The sequence below is a fragment of the Sphingomonas sp. QA11 genome (assembly GCF_028473665.1).
GTDB lineage: Bacteria > Pseudomonadota > Alphaproteobacteria > Sphingomonadales > Sphingomonadaceae > Sphingomonas > Sphingomonas phytovorans.
Map to the genome: position 1 here is coordinate 561037 of NZ_CP098774.1, position 18678 is coordinate 579714.

General features: G+C 60.4%; 4 protein-coding genes. 3 read left to right on the top strand and 1 reads right to left on the bottom strand.

All coding sequences use genetic code 11. From position 1 onward, the window contains the following. Window positions 1-278: 278 nt before the first annotated feature. From NDN01_RS02685 to NDN01_RS02695, 3 genes are all read left to right on the top strand, one after another. Window positions 279-16973 carry a LysM peptidoglycan-binding domain-containing protein gene (locus NDN01_RS02685; protein ID WP_272625617.1) on the top strand — a complete coding sequence of 5565 codons (16695 nt, stop codon included), beginning with the start codon at window positions 279-281 and terminating at the stop codon, window positions 16971-16973. Further along, window positions 16970-17443: a hypothetical protein gene (locus NDN01_RS02690; protein ID WP_272625619.1), complete on the top strand. Its 474-nt coding sequence runs from the start codon at window positions 16970-16972 to the stop codon at window positions 17441-17443. Before NDN01_RS02685 ends, NDN01_RS02690 begins: the two co-directional genes overlap by 4 nt. A gap of 95 nt (window positions 17444-17538) precedes the next feature. After that, on the top strand, window positions 17539-17880 hold the full coding sequence (locus NDN01_RS02695) for a hypothetical protein (protein WP_272625621.1): 342 nt from the start codon (window positions 17539-17541) through the stop codon (window positions 17878-17880). A gap of 210 nt (window positions 17881-18090) precedes the next feature. On the opposite strand, the gene NDN01_RS02700 is transcribed toward NDN01_RS02695, so the two are convergent. Next, complete coding sequence (locus NDN01_RS02700) at window positions 18091-18633, bottom strand: DUF4291 domain-containing protein (protein WP_272625622.1); 543 nt, start codon at window positions 18631-18633, stop codon at window positions 18091-18093. Window positions 18634-18678 lie beyond the last annotated feature (45 nt).

Below are 18678 nucleotides of genomic sequence, written 5' to 3' on the forward strand. Positions count from 1 at the left end.
ATGCCGGCACGAAAATTCGGACGCCCGGGCGCCGTCCGGTTCCTGCCTGCCGTTCATCCGCGCTTGACCCGCCGGTCACATCCCAAGCGAGACACGCATATTGAATCGCGGCACATCGGCCGTCGGATTTGGATATTCCGCATATAATTCAACATATTATGAAATTTCCATACCGGCGCTAAAAAACCTCTAAACAATGAACAGGATTTCCTGATCCCCCAACTAAAGTCGCGGCAGATTTTCGGTCAGCCGGCTTTGGGTTTGAGCTGGGGGATTCCATGGTTTCGATTTTCACCGGGCTTGGCGCGGGCTTTGAGCGTGGGTCGGCTGCAACGCTGAAGTCGTTGGGCCTGCTGGGATCCGGATCGTTCGGACGGAACGGTGAGCAGATTTCGGTGAACGCGGCGACCGGCAATCTGCTGATCACGCAGCGCGACGAGTTCCTGGTGGGGCGCGGGCCGGATTCGGCAATCGGGCGGACCTACAACAGCTTCGAGGACGTCGCCGATGGCGACAATAACGACCATTGGCGCCAGAGCACGACGCGCGCCGTCCACGGCCTGACGGGCACCCTCAATGCCCCCGGCAGCACGATCAAGCGCGATTCAGGCGACGGATCGGTCATCACTTATAGCTGGAATGCGGGGGTGGGGGCTTACATCGCGACGGACGGTGCCGGCGCCTATGACAAGCTGACCTATGCGAGCGGGGTGTGGACCTGGACCGATGGCGACACCCAGCTCACCGAAAAATACGCAGCGCACGGCGTCTACGGGCTGACGGGCACCGTCAACACCAGCGGGAGCACGATCACCCGGAACAAGGCGGACGGTACCAGCAGCACCTACACCTGGGATCCCGCCACCTCGAAATACATCGTCAGCGCTGGCACGGCGAGCGCCGACAATCTGACCTATGTCAGCGGCGTATGGACCTGGTCCAACAACGGCAGCCCGCTCACCCAATATTATTATGCGAGCGGTGCGAATTGGCGCGTCACCGAAGTGTCGGACACGGTCGGCCAGAAGCTGACCTTCTCCTATCTCGGTGCGAACCTGGACAAGGTGACGACGCAGGACGGCAGCTACGAGCAATATAGCTGGTCGAGCGGGCGCATCACCCAAATCGTGACCGGCTATACCGATCTGGCGACGAATACAGCCAGGACGCTGACGCGCACTCGCTATAGCTATGACGGCTCCAATCGACTGGCGACCGTCACCGTCGATCTGTCTCCCGGAGACAACGTCATTGCTGACGGCAAAACCTATGTGACGACCTATGGATACGACACGTCGGGCCGTGTCTCCTCGATCACGGAGACGGACGGATCGTCCGTTATCATCGCCTATGACGCGTCGAACCGTGTCGCGACGCTGACCCAGGCGGTCTTGGGCGCTGCCACGCGCGTAACGGCGTTCAACTACGACACAATCGCGCGGCAGACGATTGTCACTGATGCCCTGAACCAGAAGACCGTGCTCAAATATGACGCGAACGGAAATCTCACCCAGATCGTGACGCCCCCGGCCAACGGCTCCAGCGCGCCCCGCGTCCAGCAATTCGCCTATAATGCGAACGGCGACGTCATCTCGGTCGACCAGGGCGACGGCAACATCGTCGTCTACGGTTATGATGCCGATGGTAACCGGACGAGCCAGCGCGACGCACTGGGCAACACGGTCACCTGGACCTACCAGAACAACCAGTTGCTTACCGAGACGCGCTATCTGGTTCCCGATCCCGATGGGGCCGGACCTGGCGTGGCCGGGACACCCCAGACTATCCGGTATGTCTACAACGCTGATCTTACGCTTCGATACGCGGTCTCAGCCGAAGGGGCGGTGACCGCCTATGGCTATGACGCGTACGGAAACCGGACCAGCGCGATCGAGTATCTGGACGGCAAATATCCTGTCTCCGGTCTTCAGCCAACCGACATTCCAACTGCCACGCAGATATCCAACTGGATCGCAGGGCGCGACAAGAGCGCCGCAAGGCGCACCGAGACGGTCTATGATGCCCGCGGCAATGTCGCCGTTGTGCGGGGCTATTCGAGACTGCTCTCCACCGGCGAGTTCGATACGGCGTCGGAGAAGAGCGAGACCGTCTACGCCTACAACCAGGCAGGCGAACTGCTTGTCCGGCGCACCTTCGCCGGCAATGCGAGCAAGGTCGACAGCTTCGCCTATGACGGCCTTGGCCGGACCATATCGACCAGCAATTCCAACGGCCTGCAAACGACGATCGCCTTTGCCGACGCCACGCAGACGGCCACCGTCACGCTTGCCAGCGGTTTGACCCAGGTATCGGTCTACAATCTTGCCGGAGAACTGGTCAGCTACACCCAGGCCGCGAGCGGCGTCGCGACCGCGGTATCGAGCTACAAATATGATGCACTCGGCCAAGTGAAGCTGGCGACCGACCCGCTCGGCAACGGCACCTATTATTTCTACGACGCCGTGGGGCGGAAGACCGCGCAGATCGACGCGTTGGGGGCGATCACTGAATATCGGTATGATGCGCAGAACAATGTCACCAGTACGACGCAATATGCGACACGACTGACCCCGACCCAACTCGGCACGCTGGTTGACGGAAGCGGCAACCCGACCGCAGTGAGCCTCGCTTCCCTGCGCCCGGCGGCAAACGCCGACGATCGCTGGACGTTCAACATCTACGATCTTTCCGGGCGTCTGGTGCAGACGATCGACGCGACCGGCGCGACCACGGTCTATGCCTATGACGGTGCCTCGCGGCTGATCTCCTCCACCCAATATGCCACGCGTATGTCGGCAGCCCAGATCGCGACGTTGAAGGCCGCCGAAACGAATCAGTTCCTCAATCCCAACGATGGGAACTTGTGGTCCTACGATGCCGGAATGACCGTCACTGCGGCCGGCACGATCGATGGTGCGAACGCTTTCAAGTTCACCGTCGGCTCATCGGGGCAGGCCAGGATTTTCAATGCCTATCTGCCGGTGGTCAGCGCGGGGCAGACCGTTACTCTGGTGATAACGCTGATGGCGTCCGGTACCACGACAGGCGGCGTTCTCGATCTCTGGGGCGCGCAGACTGCCTGGGGCAATGCCAGCGACGCAACCGCAACGATTCTTTCAGGGCCGGGCACGCTAACGCCGGGCATTGGCGCGAGCACGACGGTTTCGGGGCTGAGCGCCACCGCGGCGACACGCATTGCCATCACGCACACCTTCAGCACGGCCGACACCCAGCTATTGCCGATCTTCTGGATCAAGGCGATCACAGCATCGGCAGGCGACGCGATCATCGCGGCCGCCCCGGTCGTCACCACGCGCTTCCACACGGCCAGCTACATCCCAACCGCCGACGCCGCCAACGACCGGACAAGCCGGATCTTCTACGATGCAGACGGCAACGTCACCGGCACGCTGGATGCCGAAGGCTATCTCACCCGGTCGATCTACGATGCCGGCGGCACCAGGATTCAGACGCTAGCCTATGCCAATGCCGTCGCCGGCAATTTGCGCGCGACGGGCAGTCTTGCACAACTCCTCGACAGTGCCGGCACGCCGACGGCTGCCACGACCACCTATAAATATGACGCGCTCGGGCGGCTCCGGCTCACCACGGACGGTCTCAATAATCGCACCCATTATTTCTACGATGCCGCGGGCCGCAAGACCGCCGAGGTGGATTCTCTCGGGGCGCTCACGGAGTATCGCTATGACGGCGAAGGCAGTGTTACCAGCACGACGCAATACGCGACGCGGCTGACCCCGACTCAGTTCGGCGCGCTGATCGACGGCAACGGCAACCCGACCGCGGTGACCCTCGCCTCCCTGCGTCCGGCGGCAAGCGGTGACGATCGTTGGACGTTCAATATCTACGATCTCTCCGAGCGCCTAGTGCAGACGGTCGACGGGACCGGGGCGACCACGGTCTATGCCTATGACGGTGCCTCGCAACTCGTTTCTACCACCCAATATGCCACGCGCATGTCGGCCGCCCAGGTCGCGACGCTGAAGGCGGCCGAGACCAACCAGTGGCTCAACCCCGACAATGGGAGCTTGTGGTCCTACGATGCCGGCGTGACCGTCACTGCGGCGGGCACGATTGATGGCGCCAATGCCTATCGCTTTACCACCTCGGCGACGGGGCAGGCCAGGTTCTTCAACGCCTATCTGCCAATGGTCAGCCCTGGGCAGATCGTGACCTTCGTGGTGACGCTGATGGGTTCCGGCACGACGACCGGTGGCGTCCTTGAAATTTGGGGAACGCAGACGGCGTGGGGCAATGCCAGTGACGGTTCAGCGGTGATCCTTTCGGGACCGGGCACGCTTACACCACTTAGCGGCACCGGAATGGCCATCTCGGGCCTGAGCACCACCACAGGCACCCGCATCGCGATCACGCGCACCTTTACCGCGTCCGACAATCAGGTGTTGCCGATCTTCTGGATCAAGGCGGTCAACTCGGCTCCCGGCGACGCGATCATCGCCGCCGCGCCTGTCGTAACGACACGTTTCCGTGCCCCCAGCTACGTCCCCGCCGTCGACGCCGCCAACGACCGGACAAGCCGGATCTTCTACGACGCCGAGGGTAACGTCACCGGCACACTGAATGCCGAGGGGTATCTTACCCAGTCGATCTACGATGCGAGCGGAACCAAGATCCAGACGATCGCCTATGCCAACGCGACCGGTACCGCCGGCAACATCCGCGCAACGGGCAGTCTCGCGGATCTCCTCGCAAGCGTCACCCCCGACACCGCGCGCGATGTCGGGCAATGGACGCTCTACGATGCGCGGGGCTTCCTGGCGGCAAGCATCGACGGCGAGGGCAATCTCACCCGCTTCCGCTACACCGCGGCCGGTTATCTCGACCAGCAGATCAAGGGACAGAAGCTTGATCCTGCCGCGCTGATCGCAACGCCGCCGACGCTTGCCGGCCTGCCCGCCGCCCCAGCCGGCGCGACCCTCGAAACGATCGGCTGGACCCGCAACGCGTTTGGCCAGGCCCTGACTGAAACCCGAAGCCTGACCGGCAGCGTCACGATCACCACGACCTATCGCTACAACGCCGTGGGCAAGCTGGTCTCGACCGTTACCCAGTCTGGGGGCACCGATCCGCGGACCTATAGCCAGCGCTATGACGCGCTGGGCCGGCTGACGAGCGAGCTTTCAGGCATCGGCAATACCGTCCTGGCCGCACTCTCCAATCCCAACCAGGCGCAGATCGACCAAGTCTATGTCGATTACGGATGGACCTACAGCTACGACAAGGCTGGCCGCCTGGCTGCCAAGCGCGGGCCGAAGGGCACGGAAGCTGCGGGTGCAAGAACGCTCTATTACTACACGGCGGAGGGCGATCTCGCTTATGAGATCGACGCGCTCGGCGCGGTGGTCGAGCATCGCTACAACAGCTTTGGCCAGCGAAACGATACGATCGCCTATGCGGGCAAGCTTGCACCGGCGGCAATCAATGACTTTACCGGCGGGGAGATCACTTCGGCCGTCCGCGGTGCGATCACCGGCTTGTCGTCGGCGGCGCTCGATACTTCCACCCATTTCGATTTCAACGTCGACGGGACGGTGAAGCAGTCCATCGATGCCAACGGTAACGTCTCGAGCTTCACCTATAATGCCTTTGGTAACCTCACCGGCAGCACTGTGCCGCGCGATGGCGCCGCGATCATCGTGTCGACCCGCAGCTATGATCGGCTTGGCCTGCTGAAGACCGAAGTGGTAGATGCGGCCGTCGGCGGCAAGGCAATCACCACCAGCTACGGCTATGACGCGTTCGGACGGGCGGTCCAACTCACCAACGCCAACGGCAAGGTCACCAGATCGGCCTATGATCGCGACGGGCGGCTCGTCAGCGTTACCGACGCGCTCAACAACATCACATACTACGCCTATGACGCCCGCGATAACCTCGTCGCCGTCACCGATGCCAACGGCAAGATCACGCGGTACGTCTATGACAAGGCGGGGCGCAGGATCGCCACGATCGATGCGCTCGGCGCCGTGGTCGCCAGCAGCTATGACGCCGATGGCCGGCTGGTCGCGACGCGCGAATATCTGAACACCGTCAATCCGGCCCTTCTGCCGCTCGAGGTGACCGAAGCCGCGCTCGCGCTGCCTGCGGTCAAGACAGGCGACCGCGTCACCCGCTACGCCTATGATAAGGACGGCCAGCTCCGCTTCGAGATCGACGGGCTCGGCCATGTGACCGAATATGCCTATAATGCGCAGGGCAAGGTCATGCGCACGGTAGCCTATGATGGGGTGATCGGCGCCGATGGCACGGGCCTGTACGCCGCGACGTGGATCGCGGGCCAGGTCGCGAGCTTCGCCTCGGCCCCCGGCACCCGTGTTTCGCGCGCGGTGTACGATGCCGTTGGCCGGCTGACCTACAGCATCGACGCGTTGGGCCAAGTCACGGTTTCGACCTATGATGTAAAGGGACAACTGAACAAACAGGTGCAGGTTGCGGCATTCTACACGGCGACCGGAGATCCGTCGCTCGCCGCGATGGACGCGTGGCTGCCGTCGAGCGCCAACGATCGTACGACGCGTTCGCTTTACGACCGCAAGGGACAGCTGAGCTATAGTGTCGATGCGCTCGGCTACGTCACGCGCTACGAATATGACAAGCTCGGCAAGGTGCTGCGGCAATCGCGCTACGAGTCGCTCCAGTCGGTCGGCGATGCCACCACTGTCGACACGGTCAGCATCGTCTCGCCGACGAATGTGCGTGTCACCCAGTTCAGCTATGACAGCGCGGGCCGGCTCGAAACCACGACCGATCCCGCAAACATTGTCACCCGGTTGACGCTCGACCAGATGGGGCAGATCACCTCGTCGACCGAGGCATTCGGCACCACGGATGCACGCACCACCACCTATGCCTATGACGCGGTCGGCCATGTGATCGATACGACCGATGCTCTGGGGAATATCGTTCACAAGAATTACGACGCCCTTGGCAGGGTAGTCTCCATCGTCAGGATACCGAATCTGACCGGCCTTGCCGCCCTCCCCGGCGCCGGCATTGATGAAAAATACTATCTGGCGACATATGCGGACATCGGCCCGTCCGGATTGACCCCGTCATATCATTACGACGTGGCTGGCTGGCGCGAGCGGCGCAATCCCAATGCGATGTTCAATACCGCTTATTATCTGGATCAGAATCCGGATATCGTTGCCGCGGGAGTCAATCCCTTCGAGCATTTCATTCAATATGGCTGGCGCGAGGGCCGCAGGCCCTCGGCGAATTATTCCGCGTCCGACTATCTCGCTCAATATGCCAACGTCACCGAGACGTTTTCCTATGATGCCGCAGGGCGCGTGGAACAGCACGTCGTCGCTGCCGGCACATCGGACCAGGCAACCACAAGATATAGCTACGACGCGCTCGACCGTGTCGTCACCGAAACCGATGCGCGCAATTCGGTTACGACCCGTACTTATGACGCGCTCGGCCAGCTCGCCTCCAAAGCTGAGCCGGGCACGACCGGCGACGTCGCCACCTTCTATACCTATGACAATTTCGGCAATGTCTGGAGGGTTATCGATCCGCGCGGCAATGCAACCTACAGCTATTATGACAAGAACGGGCGGCTGACCCTCAAGGTCGATGCCGAGAACTACGCCACCGGAACCTCCTATACCCGGTTCGGCGAGGTCGAGTCGGTCACTCGGTATAGCCGGCCGGTCGCCGGTACCCCAACCGCCGGCATGGCGCCCGCGACCGCGCCGCTGAATCGCGTCTACAACAGCGAACTGGCGGGACCTATCAACTGGACTATCGGCTATGACCCTTCGGGCATCGTCGGCGGATCGCTGTTCACCGGAACCTGGAACGGCACGAACTATATAAAGAGTCAATTCAACGCGACCGCTGCTGGCCAGATCGCTTCAATCGCGACTGGCGAATCGCACTGGTTTGCGGTGACCGGCGGAGCAAGACTGTCAGTCAAGGCTGGCGTGGAAGGGATCGGCGCTGTCGGTTCGCTTGAGCTCGTTATGCACTGGCAAGATGCATACGGTAATTATCTGGGGATTAGTTCTGTCGGGCTATTGAACGGGCAACAGGGCTATAACACCGTCATCTCCGGTTTCGTTACGGCGCCGCCCGGGGCAGCCATCGGCCGGCTCGAAGTCTATGTGCGTACATCGGGCGCTGGTGCCGGTTATTTCGATATCACGAACCCGATGGTGAGCAGTACGACGGCGACGCAAACCACGGCCTCGAATTTCGAACCGACCGGGCAAAATGCCACGACCTGGTTCAGCTACGATAAGCTCGGGCGCCTGATCCGGACCACCGATGCCGAAAACAACAATGAGACTTATACGCTCAATGCCTATGGCGAGCGCGTCCAGATCAGGAACAAGCTCGGCGGGATCACGACGAATGTCTATGACAAGCGCGGCCTGCTGATCAGCGAAACGCTGCCGCTGGCGACCTATGACAGTGCCGGCAATCTGGCCGGTTCCACCGTGGTCAACAGCTATGACTATGACCGCCGCGGCAACCTCGTCCGGAAGACCGAGGCGGACAATTTCGATTACCGGCGGACCACCCGATACAGCTATGATGCGCTCGATCGCCTGAGCACCACGACTGGTGACGCCGTGGCCACCGGCACCGCCGGTACCACGGCCGTGCCCACCGAATATTATTATTACGACTGGCGCGGCAATTTGATCGAAAGCCGGGATGCCGCCGGCGCGCGAACCCTGTTCCGCTACGACAGTCTCGACCGCAAGATCGGTGAGATCAACGCGCTCGGGACGCTGTCGACCTTCAGCTACGATGCCAATGGCAATCTCACGGCCAGCCGGGTGTTCGGCACGGCAGTAGCGCTGCCGGCGACGCCGAATTCCCTCTGGCCGGCGGCCCCGTCGACCGAGGCGCGCCTGACGACCTATGAATATGACCGGGCCAATCGCCGCACCGCCACCCAGATGCTGGGCGTCAGGACCGGCTACTGGAACGGATCGTCTTACATCCCCTCGGCCAGCGATACGGTGCGCAACACGGTCACCTATGACGCGAACGGCAATGTCGTGAAATCGACCGATGCCAATGGCAACAGCGTCTATACCTATTACGACAGGCTCAACCGGAAGATCGCATCGGTTGATCAGGAACGGTATCTGACGAGCTGGACGCTCGATGCCGAGGGCAATGTGCTCTCGGAGCGGCGCTCAAGCACCCAATTGGCGGGTGCCGACATCGGCACGCCGCCCGGTGCGACAGCAAACCTCATTAAAAACAGTCAGTTCGCTGGGACGGATGGCTGGTATAGCTACAACCCCAACAACATCCTCAATGCTGGTTCGCCGTTCACCGGTGGCTATATGGGCAAGAATTTCCTCAAGGACGAATTCACGGCTACCGCTGCTAACCAGTCGGTATCGCTCAGGGTTGACGGTAATAACTCATTTGCCGTTGCCGGTGGCGAGCGGGTGGCGATTCAAGCCGGTGTGGAAGGGGCTGGCACGGTCGGTCGCCTCGTCCTCCTCATGTGGTGGTACGACTCCAGTGGCAACACGGTGCGGGTCGATGAGGTCGGCACGCTGAACGGGAGCCAGTGGTACGATACTAAAATCTCGACCTTTGCCACTGCCCCCGCCGGCGCAGTGAGCGGAGCGCTTGAACTCTATGCAATCACGTCCGGGGCAGGATTCGGCTTTTTCACCCTTGTCGAACCGACGGTGCGTCTCGTTGACGCGACCCAGGCGACAGTGCCCGCTTTCACGTCGACCTACGCCGATGATCGCGTCACGACCTTTACCTATGACAGAAACGGCCGCCGCCTGACCGAGACGCGCGGTGCGGTGGAGGCTTCCGCGGTCGGTGGAAACGGGGTGCTGTCCTCATCGAAGACAGCTTCCGTCATTCGCTACGAGTATAACGGGCTCGGTCAGGTCACGAAAAAGACCGAGGCGAACCTAGATTATACCAAGCACGAATATGATTATATGGGTCGTGAGACGCGAACGACGCGAACGCCTTTTACGGACTATCGCGGCGTCGAAAATATAACCCCGACCACTGATATTCGCTACAATGGCCTCAACCAGGTCTTGCGGACGATCCAACGTGGCGACGGGACGTTGACCGCAGCCGATCGCGAGACGATCTATACCTATACCGCCGGGCGTCTGACGCGCATGACCGACCCTGCGGGATTCGGTGCCAATTATTATTATGACGTAGCGGGACAGTTGGTCGCGCAGACTTATAGCCGCCAGAAGTCCAACGGCAGCTCCGAAACGAACGGAAACTTCTTTACTTACGATGCGGCTGGTCGTGAAATCAGCCGCAAGACGGGTGTGCTGAATGGTTCGACCTGGACGTTCGGGGACACCACCGACGAATATTACAATAGCTATGGCGAGATCGTCGCGCAGGGGACGAATACGGGAGGCGACAAGGCTAAGGCCCAGCAGTTCGCCGACTATGACATGGCTGGACGGGTGTGGCGTACCAATTTCAAGGACGGCATCACCAAGGTTTACGCCTATGACAAGAATGGCAACGCAACGATGCTGTTGCAGAGCACCGGTACTGTTGACCTGAAGACCAAGAGCAGTATCGATCAGGTCTTTGATAATATTTCTGGAGTGTCCTTGACGTTAAGCGTCTTCGATAAGCGCAATCAGCTGATCGAAACATTCCAGCAGGCCAGCAACAATATCGGTGCCAATCCGATCCGTCCCGAACTCATTCCCGATCCGACCGGCCACGGTGTCGCCTCCTTCTATGCGGACGGAGACGTGGCAGAGAAGGTGAGCAAAGTGGAGGTGAAGAACAACCCTGCGGTAAAGCCCGTCGAGAGTCCGGAAAGCCGCTTTACAGCTACCGGTGGCGGCGTCTCTTTCGATGCAGTGATCACGCTTGGCTGGCAAGGTATCGGTAAATGGGACCGGCGGCAGCTCACGATATCTACTGATCCCGCCGTCTTCTATGGAAGCGGGGTGGTCCATGTCGCCATAACGGATTCGCAGGGGACGCGCTCTCTGGGAGATATTACTCCTGGCAGAAACTTTATTATTGAGGATACGACCTACACTCCTTTTTCCAGTTTCATATTCGCCTCTGGCGCAGTTTCATTCACCCTCACGCAGGAAGTGCCGGGCGGGCAGGTCGTCATTGCTCAGACCAGCATGAATATTGAGATGCCGTACCCTGGGCCAAAATCTGAACCGCCAGAGTGGAAGATATCCCATGGGGATGCGTACCCGGCGCCGAAACTTCACTTCCAGAACGAAAACGCCAATGCCACCGTTGTTCAGATGTTTGTCCGACCGGCCGGGTCGGGCGGGGCGTATCAAAAATTAACAGCGACTCAGCTGAAGAATTCGATGGGCTCGAATATCGCCGGCTGGTTCACCTATGATTTGACACAGCCGCCGTTCAACGGCCTGCCGGCAAATAGCAGCTGGGACATCAAATATCTGGCCATGGACGCGGCCGGCAAAATCTACGATTCCAAACAGGCTGTCCTGTCGAGAAACAGCAGTGGCAGCCCGGTCCTGGACAATGTCATATTGGTCGATGTGCGTGGTCCCGGCCAGGCGATGCTCACGAATGATTACGGCCGCGACTGGTTGATCCTCTCGGGACTGCCAGCCGCGCCCGTGAACATGCGCTACAGGCCGCTCGGCAGCAGCGGTGGCTGGTCAGTGCCGGTCGGCGTCAATCCGGCCGGTTACGGCCAGAACGGTCTCGCGGCAGTCGATGTCACCGGCGTTGGCGGTCCGGTCGAATATTGGGTCGAACTCGCCGATGGCACGAAGCTTCACGGCACGCTCACCGTCGGGGGGCAGGCATCGACGCTAACGCAATATAAGGACGCCTCGAGGGAGATCATCCTGAGGCCGCCGCCTGGCCAGACAGTTACCCGGCAGCAGTTCCGCTATTTCCGGGACGGCGCCTGGTCGTCATGGATCTCGCAAAGCGGGGGAGGGAATTGGACCTATAACGCGAAGGATCTCGCGGATTTCTACTCAAGCCGTAGCTACCCGATAGAATATGAGACTTATAACATTGATACGCTGGTCTCCCGTTCCGAGGCAACGCTGACATTCGGCTATGACAGCCAGTCCATGAGCACCTTCAGCGGCGCGCCGGGGATGGCCGCCAAAGTATTGTTCGATCCGAAGCAGAGCGGCGTGGCGAAGATCGTTCTGTACTGGCGTGACCGGGGATCCACCGGGGCCTTCACGGCCGTCACCATTTCCAAGGCAGGTGGCATCTTTGCCTGGGACGTCGATGCGGCGGGTGTGCGGCCGGGCACAGGCGCCCGGTATCTCGAATATTATTACGATGCATACGCAGCCGACAACACGATCCTGCCGACGCTCAACCATGCCGACCATGCGATGGGGTATCTCGCGATCCAGAGCGATCGTTATGCCGATACGACCAACAACGCGCTGGTGTGGCGCATCGACACCGCCGTGGCGTCCCAATATCTCGTCCACCGCACGCAGAGCTTCAACGCATTCGGGGAGATCGCTTCCGAGACTGACGGCAATGGCCGTATCACCAGCTTCAACTACAACACGATGGGCAGGCTGACCGGCAAGATCAGTCCCCAGGTCGATGTGACTGACGAGTCAGGCGTCACGACCAGGCAGTCGCCCACCGAATATTATTATTATGACCAATCCGGCCGCCTCGTCGGCAAGAGGGACGCGAACCAGAAATTCTTCACCCAGACCCTGCTGGCCGGCAGCGGGCAGGGCGGCGACACGGCGCTCACCGTCGGCGAGTTCAATCCCGACAATAGCCAGAAGGCGTACGGGTACGACATCTTCGGCGATCTGCGAAAGATCACCGATGGGCTCGGTGCCGTCACCAATAACACCTATGACAAGGCTGGCCGGCTGATCCAGGTCGACCATCCGGTGCGCGCCGGCGGCAATTCGGCCGGCGTCCAGCTGATCGACTATTATAGCTATGACGGGCTTGGCCAGCGTATCAAGCACAGCAACTCGGTCTATGGTGGTACGGTCGCCGAGACGACCGATTACGATGTGCAGGGGCGGGTGGTCAGCACCGTCAGCTTCGGCGGCCTGGCGACGACATATTCCTATACCTGGTACAGCATCGCCAGCAATCTTCTTGGCACCATCGGTCTCGGCAATTTCGGCGGGTGGCAGACGATCACCACCAATTCCGCAGGCCTCAATTCCTATGAGAATCGCGGCCTCTTCGGCCAGATAAACTGGCGGCAGGACTTTGGCGGCCATAGCTCGCACTACACCTATGACCTCGCGGGCCATCTCGTCGGCCAGACCGGCTCGACCGGGCAGTCGATCTCCTACACCTATTACAACAACGGCTATATCGCGAGCATCACGGACAATACGCTGCGCATGCGGTCCACCTTCCAGTATGACAATGAAGGAAACCGCACGCTCGAAACCTATAACAGCACGGATGCGTCGCCGATTATCTATCAGAACGCCTCGGTCAGCTATGACGAACTGAATCGCGTGGTGCGTTTCAAGGACGCCAAGGCGGAAATCACCTATAAATACGACGCCAATGGCAATCGCCGCGAGGTGAAGAGCATCTATAATGACGGGGTCGACGGGACGGAGCGAACCCAGGACTATTGGTACAAATATGACAGCATGAACCGCTTCGTTCTGACGATGGGCACGCTGTTGGGCGGGAACATCGTCGCCGGCAATGCCGGGGTCGCCCTCACCTATGATCCCGCGGGTAATCGCAAGACGGCGACAACGGCGGGTTCTTCGGAGGTGGAGACCTACACCTATACCGCCGATGGTTATCTCGAGGATACGATCATCGCCGGCGTGGTGCGCGCGCGGCGTACCAACGATGCCCTGGGCAGGGTGACGAGCTATACCCAGTTTGCGCCTGATGGCGCCGCCTCTTTCACCCGCACCTTGACCTATGACCGGAACAACCGGGTCACCGACCAGAACGAGGCCGATGCCGCGAACGGCAACGTCACCACGACGATCCACAACGACTACAGGGCCTATGTCGCCGGCAGCGGCTATACGGGCCTCGACCAGGGGGTGATCACCCATAGCAGCCTGGTGAAGTCGACCGTCACGACCGAGACAGTCTACAGCTATGAGTGGTGGGATGAAGCGAAGCAGCTCGCCATCCGGGTTGACCCGACCGACCGGAGTAACCCCAATACGGGCCAATGGGCATCGGGCTTCTCCAGGCTTAGCTACGATGAGAATGGTCATCTGAAGCAGGTCGTCGATACCCAGGCCAACCGCGTCCTCTCCTATCGCAACGATGCTTATGGGCAGGTGCTGGTCCGCGAGGAGAAGATCAACAATGTGCTCGGGGCGCGGCAGCTCTATTATTATTTCGACGGACGCCGCATCGGCGATGTCGGCAATAGCGGCCCCAGCCCGAGCCTGATCGACTATGCGCAGGAACTGGCGCTGGATCGCAACGCGCCGCGCGACAAGGGCGGGTTCCGCAACGGGCGGCCCGTGGAAAGCGCCGATTTCGACCAGAATTTCCAGCCGATCAACGCGAGCTATCCCGGTCCGGTGGCGGCGATGTACACCGCGCGGAACGGCGACACGCTGCAATCGATCGCCCGGGCCGCGTGGGGCGACGCGAACCTCTGGTACCTGATCGCCGATGCGAACGGCCTGACGGGGAATGCTACGCTGGTCGCCGGGCAGACGCTGTCGATCCCCAACAAGGTCACCAACTTCCACAACACCAGCGAGACCTTCCGCGTCTACAACCCCGGCGAGGCGATCGGCGACGCGATGCCGACCCTGCCGGCCGCGCCGACCATGCCCGCACCGCCGCCGCCCAAGAAGAATGGCTGCGGTATTCTGGGCGCGATCCTGCTGGCGGCCGTCGCCGTTGCGGTAACGCTGGTCATCAAAGTGCCCGTGTCGAAGTTTTTTGGGACTCTTTTCAGCGCCGCGGGTGCGTCGACGGCTACCGCGGCCACCGCTGGTTCGATCGTAGGGGCGACTGCGACCGGTGCGATCGCAAGCGCCGTGAGCCAGGGGGTCGGCATCGCAACCGGCATCCAGGACAAGTTCAGCTGGAAAGCGGTTGCCCTGGCGGGGATCAGCGCTGGCATCGGCGAAGGGCTGGGGCAGGTCGGCTTTCTGAAGAACGCGTCGGGAATCGGTAAAAATATTCAGGACGTGGCGCGCGGGGCCCTGGGCAATGCCGTGACCCAAGGCATCGCCGTGGCGACCAAGCTTCAAACCAGGTTCGATTGGTCGGGCGTTGCCGTCGGCGCCGTCGTCTCGGGCGTCAACGGGGCAACGAACTTTGGCGGCTTCGGGGGACGGCTGGTATCGGGCGTGCTCGGCGCTATCGCCGGAGGGGCGACGAGAAGCCTGATCGATGGTTCCAGCTTCGGCGATAACGTGATCGCCGCGCTTCCCGATGTCATCGGCGCGACCATCGGCGAACTGGTTGGCGAACAGATCACAAAAGGCCTCGCCAAAGGCGGGCAGAGTGTCGGTCAATCCAGTTCAAATGCCAATAAGCCCAATCAGGCCGCCAACTCCCTCGGTAGTCCGCAGTCGGGGATCATCGTGGGACCGGATGGTCTTTTAAGCCTTAACATCGCGACGGCGACGCTGGACGATCAAGCGGCATTTTTCGGATATTCGTCGCGCGCATTCGAGGCCAGGGCGGCGGCCAAACGTAACTATTTTGGCTACGATACCAGCAGCGACGCGTCCCAGGCGGGGGTGGGTTCGCAACCGGGCGAGATGGCGGACATCGTGGTCACCGCGTCACCAAAAGCCATTGCTGCGGCGCGGAGTGGTTATCAGGGCGTCGGCACGGTCGGGTATGTTCGCGCCACCCCCGATGCGACCTGGGTGTCGAGCCTCCACGATCTTAACGTACATGGTGCGGACGGCGCAGCCACGTTCCAGCAAACATTCCTGCCGTCCAACAATCTTGGTGGTGGGATCGATTATGCCAGGAAGGGCATTCTTCGGCAAGATCTCGATTCTCTCGAGCGTAGTCGCCTAGAATTAATGGCGATGCGGGAAAACGCCACCGGAGCGGACAAATCGGCGTTCGACAAGTTGCTCGCCGCGATAGAGCCGGCTTTCAAGGAACGCGAAGCCGCATTCCAGGCGGATTACGCCAAGCAGGGGCGGGACGCCCTCAAGGTAACTGCTACCTATGGCGCGGTGTCCGCCGCGTTGCTGGCGACAGGCGGCGCGGGCGCGGCGGTCCTTGGAGGAGAGGCTATCGGCGCCCTGGGGTGGGCGGGATTGGGTATCGCTCTGGACTATGGTCAGGCTGGCGCGCGGGGATGGTGGGATGGCAGCTACGATGCAAAATCGACCGTGGGCGGCATAGTGCTCAACGCCGTCCCGGGTGTGAACGGGTATGGCGAGCAAGCTTATGGGATTGCGTCGCTCGCAGTCGGCGGATACGCCCTGTTGCGTGAGGTGCCCGGCGCCATCGGAGCTTTGCGCGGCCCAGCCTCCGAGCGCGCTTTCTCGACGACGATCGCCGCAGAGAGAATCACGATGAACTCTGGCGGTGACCGATTGATAAGCTCAATGGGGTCAGCAAGCGTCAATAATGCGGCCGAACTCGATACCATCGTTGGCAGCTTGCGGTCGAAAGGTGTCGATATTAGCTTCCGGGAGGGGCAATTCGCATACGGACCCGCACCTAGCGGCGGTAGGGCAGGCAACATAATATTCGACCCTGACGGATCAATTTCTGCGATCCGTCACGAGTATGGGCACTTCCTTGATGACCAGGCGCTGGGATTCCCAGGGCAGCGGTTTTACTACGAAAATCCAGGTGCAAGAGTCGCTACGGAGCGGTCTCAATATCTTGGCGAGATACGAACTGCGCGACAGTTGGGAGACCAGGGCGCGCGTCGTGCGCTTATACAAGATTACCTAGGCGAGCGTAATTACCTTATAGAAAACTACTACACCAAGCCGTACGGAGCTAAATGATGCTGTTCCCAGAGGACCCTAAGCAAAGACCCCAACTCTGGGATGCCTTGGCCAATCAACTGGCAAATGAAGGAATCGTCAGCGTTGTTTCTGGAGGTAAGGGCGACCCATCTGCCCCGAGCAAAAATCTCTCACCCAATGAGGTTGAGGCTGTGATGTCGCGGATGAAAGGTGCCGCGATCTCCCGGATAAGCGCAAGCCGAGGAAGTGCGATCGCTCCTCATTTTGGCGGGACTGTGCAGAATCGAGGCGTCGCTATTACGGACTTCATCACCACCCCTTCGCCAGGCTCGCCCGGGGTGGAACTTGTCCAATTGCAGAATGACTTAGAAGCGGCTGCGCTGAGCTTGCTCTATGGAACTGATGCCTTCGATTCAGTTCGAGTGCCCGTTCGCATCTCATCGTGGAGCACAAAAGACCTTTCAATTGACAACGTCGCTGAAGGAATTGAATTTCGTAAAGCGAGTTAGTCGCCGCAAAGGGGGCAATCCTCCAAGAAGGCGGCGAGGTAGGTAAGCTGTTATATGGAGGACGCGTTGGCGAGGGGCTTCCCGGATCAGCGGGAGTGGCTATTCCCGCACGGCCTACAGCAGCCGAGCTGGAAAATCTTACGGCAAAGCACGGTGTCGAGTTCGCGGTGACCTACAAATTCGGGCCGGGCCGAAATGGGGGAGGCGGACAGTATCGCCTTTTCTCTGGTGATGGTGGTTCTGTGAAGATTCCGCTGGAGCGCGATAGCATGCTGATCTACCATACGCATCCGCGCGGAACGCGCGTCGCAAGCCAAGGTGACATGGATGTTCTCCGCACTCTGGAACTACTTGGCTCTCCTCAGCGTAGTTCGCAATTGATCCCGGTGGGAAGAGACATGACTGTCCGCTTCGATTCAAAAGGACGGAATTGGTGATGATTGATGAATATAGCTATCTCTGGAGTGAGCCGGGCGCAGTGTGGTGCCTTTTCGATCTGGAGCGCACGGGCGTTCCTGAAGAGGAAAAATATTCAATAGTTAATTTGGCTGGCAAGGAGATAATATCCATTAGTGATGAGCGTATATATTCTGATGTAAAACGGAGAATGCTCGCTCATGGAGTCCGAATAGTGACCGCGTCCGATTTTAATAATCTGGATTAATTGCCGCAGAGACGATGCCGGGTAGGGGGCTATGGATCGTATGCGCGAGATCGGTGATGTCGGTGATCCGTTGAACCCACTGCTCGACGTAGAGCGGCACAGCTTCCCCACCGATGCCGATCTGGATCGCGCGATATGGCAGGGGCTGAAGGTGAAGATCGCGCTCGGGGTCCCACTGTATCCGAACCGGCGAAGCGGCTTTCAGCTTGGCCCAATCGTCCTTGCTTATTGAGGGATCGGGATGGCTAGGGCAGCTATGCTCTAAGGCCCACTCAAACCCTTCCCGGCTAATATCGATCGCTAGTATCCGGTGCTGGCCTACGTCCTTGTAGCCCCACCCGGCGCGATACATCATCCAGAGGAATGAGGGCTTGATCCACGTCATGCGGTTCATGCTGAAGGGCGGCGAAGCGAACGTGCCGCGAGCCAGGGCGGCATCGGCAATCTCATCGTTGTAGGCTTGGTAGACGCGGATCGTGCGTTCGTCATAGGCAGCACGTATATGACGTTCGGGGACATCGTTCATGGTAGGCGGCGATCTCGCAGCGTCAGTTGGACGCCTCTAAAAACC

Excerpts from the sequence above, each read along its gene's own strand:
- NDN01_RS02700 (WP_272625622.1), bottom strand. The coding sequence starts at position 18,633 with ATGAACGATGTCCCCGAACGTCATATACGTGCTGCCTATGACGAACGC.
- NDN01_RS02690 (WP_272625619.1), top strand. The coding sequence starts at position 16,970 with ATGATGCTGTTCCCAGAGGACCCTAAGCAAAGACCCCAACTCTGGGAT.
- NDN01_RS02685 (WP_272625617.1), top strand. The coding sequence starts at position 279 with ATGGTTTCGATTTTCACCGGGCTTGGCGCGGGCTTTGAGCGTGGGTCG.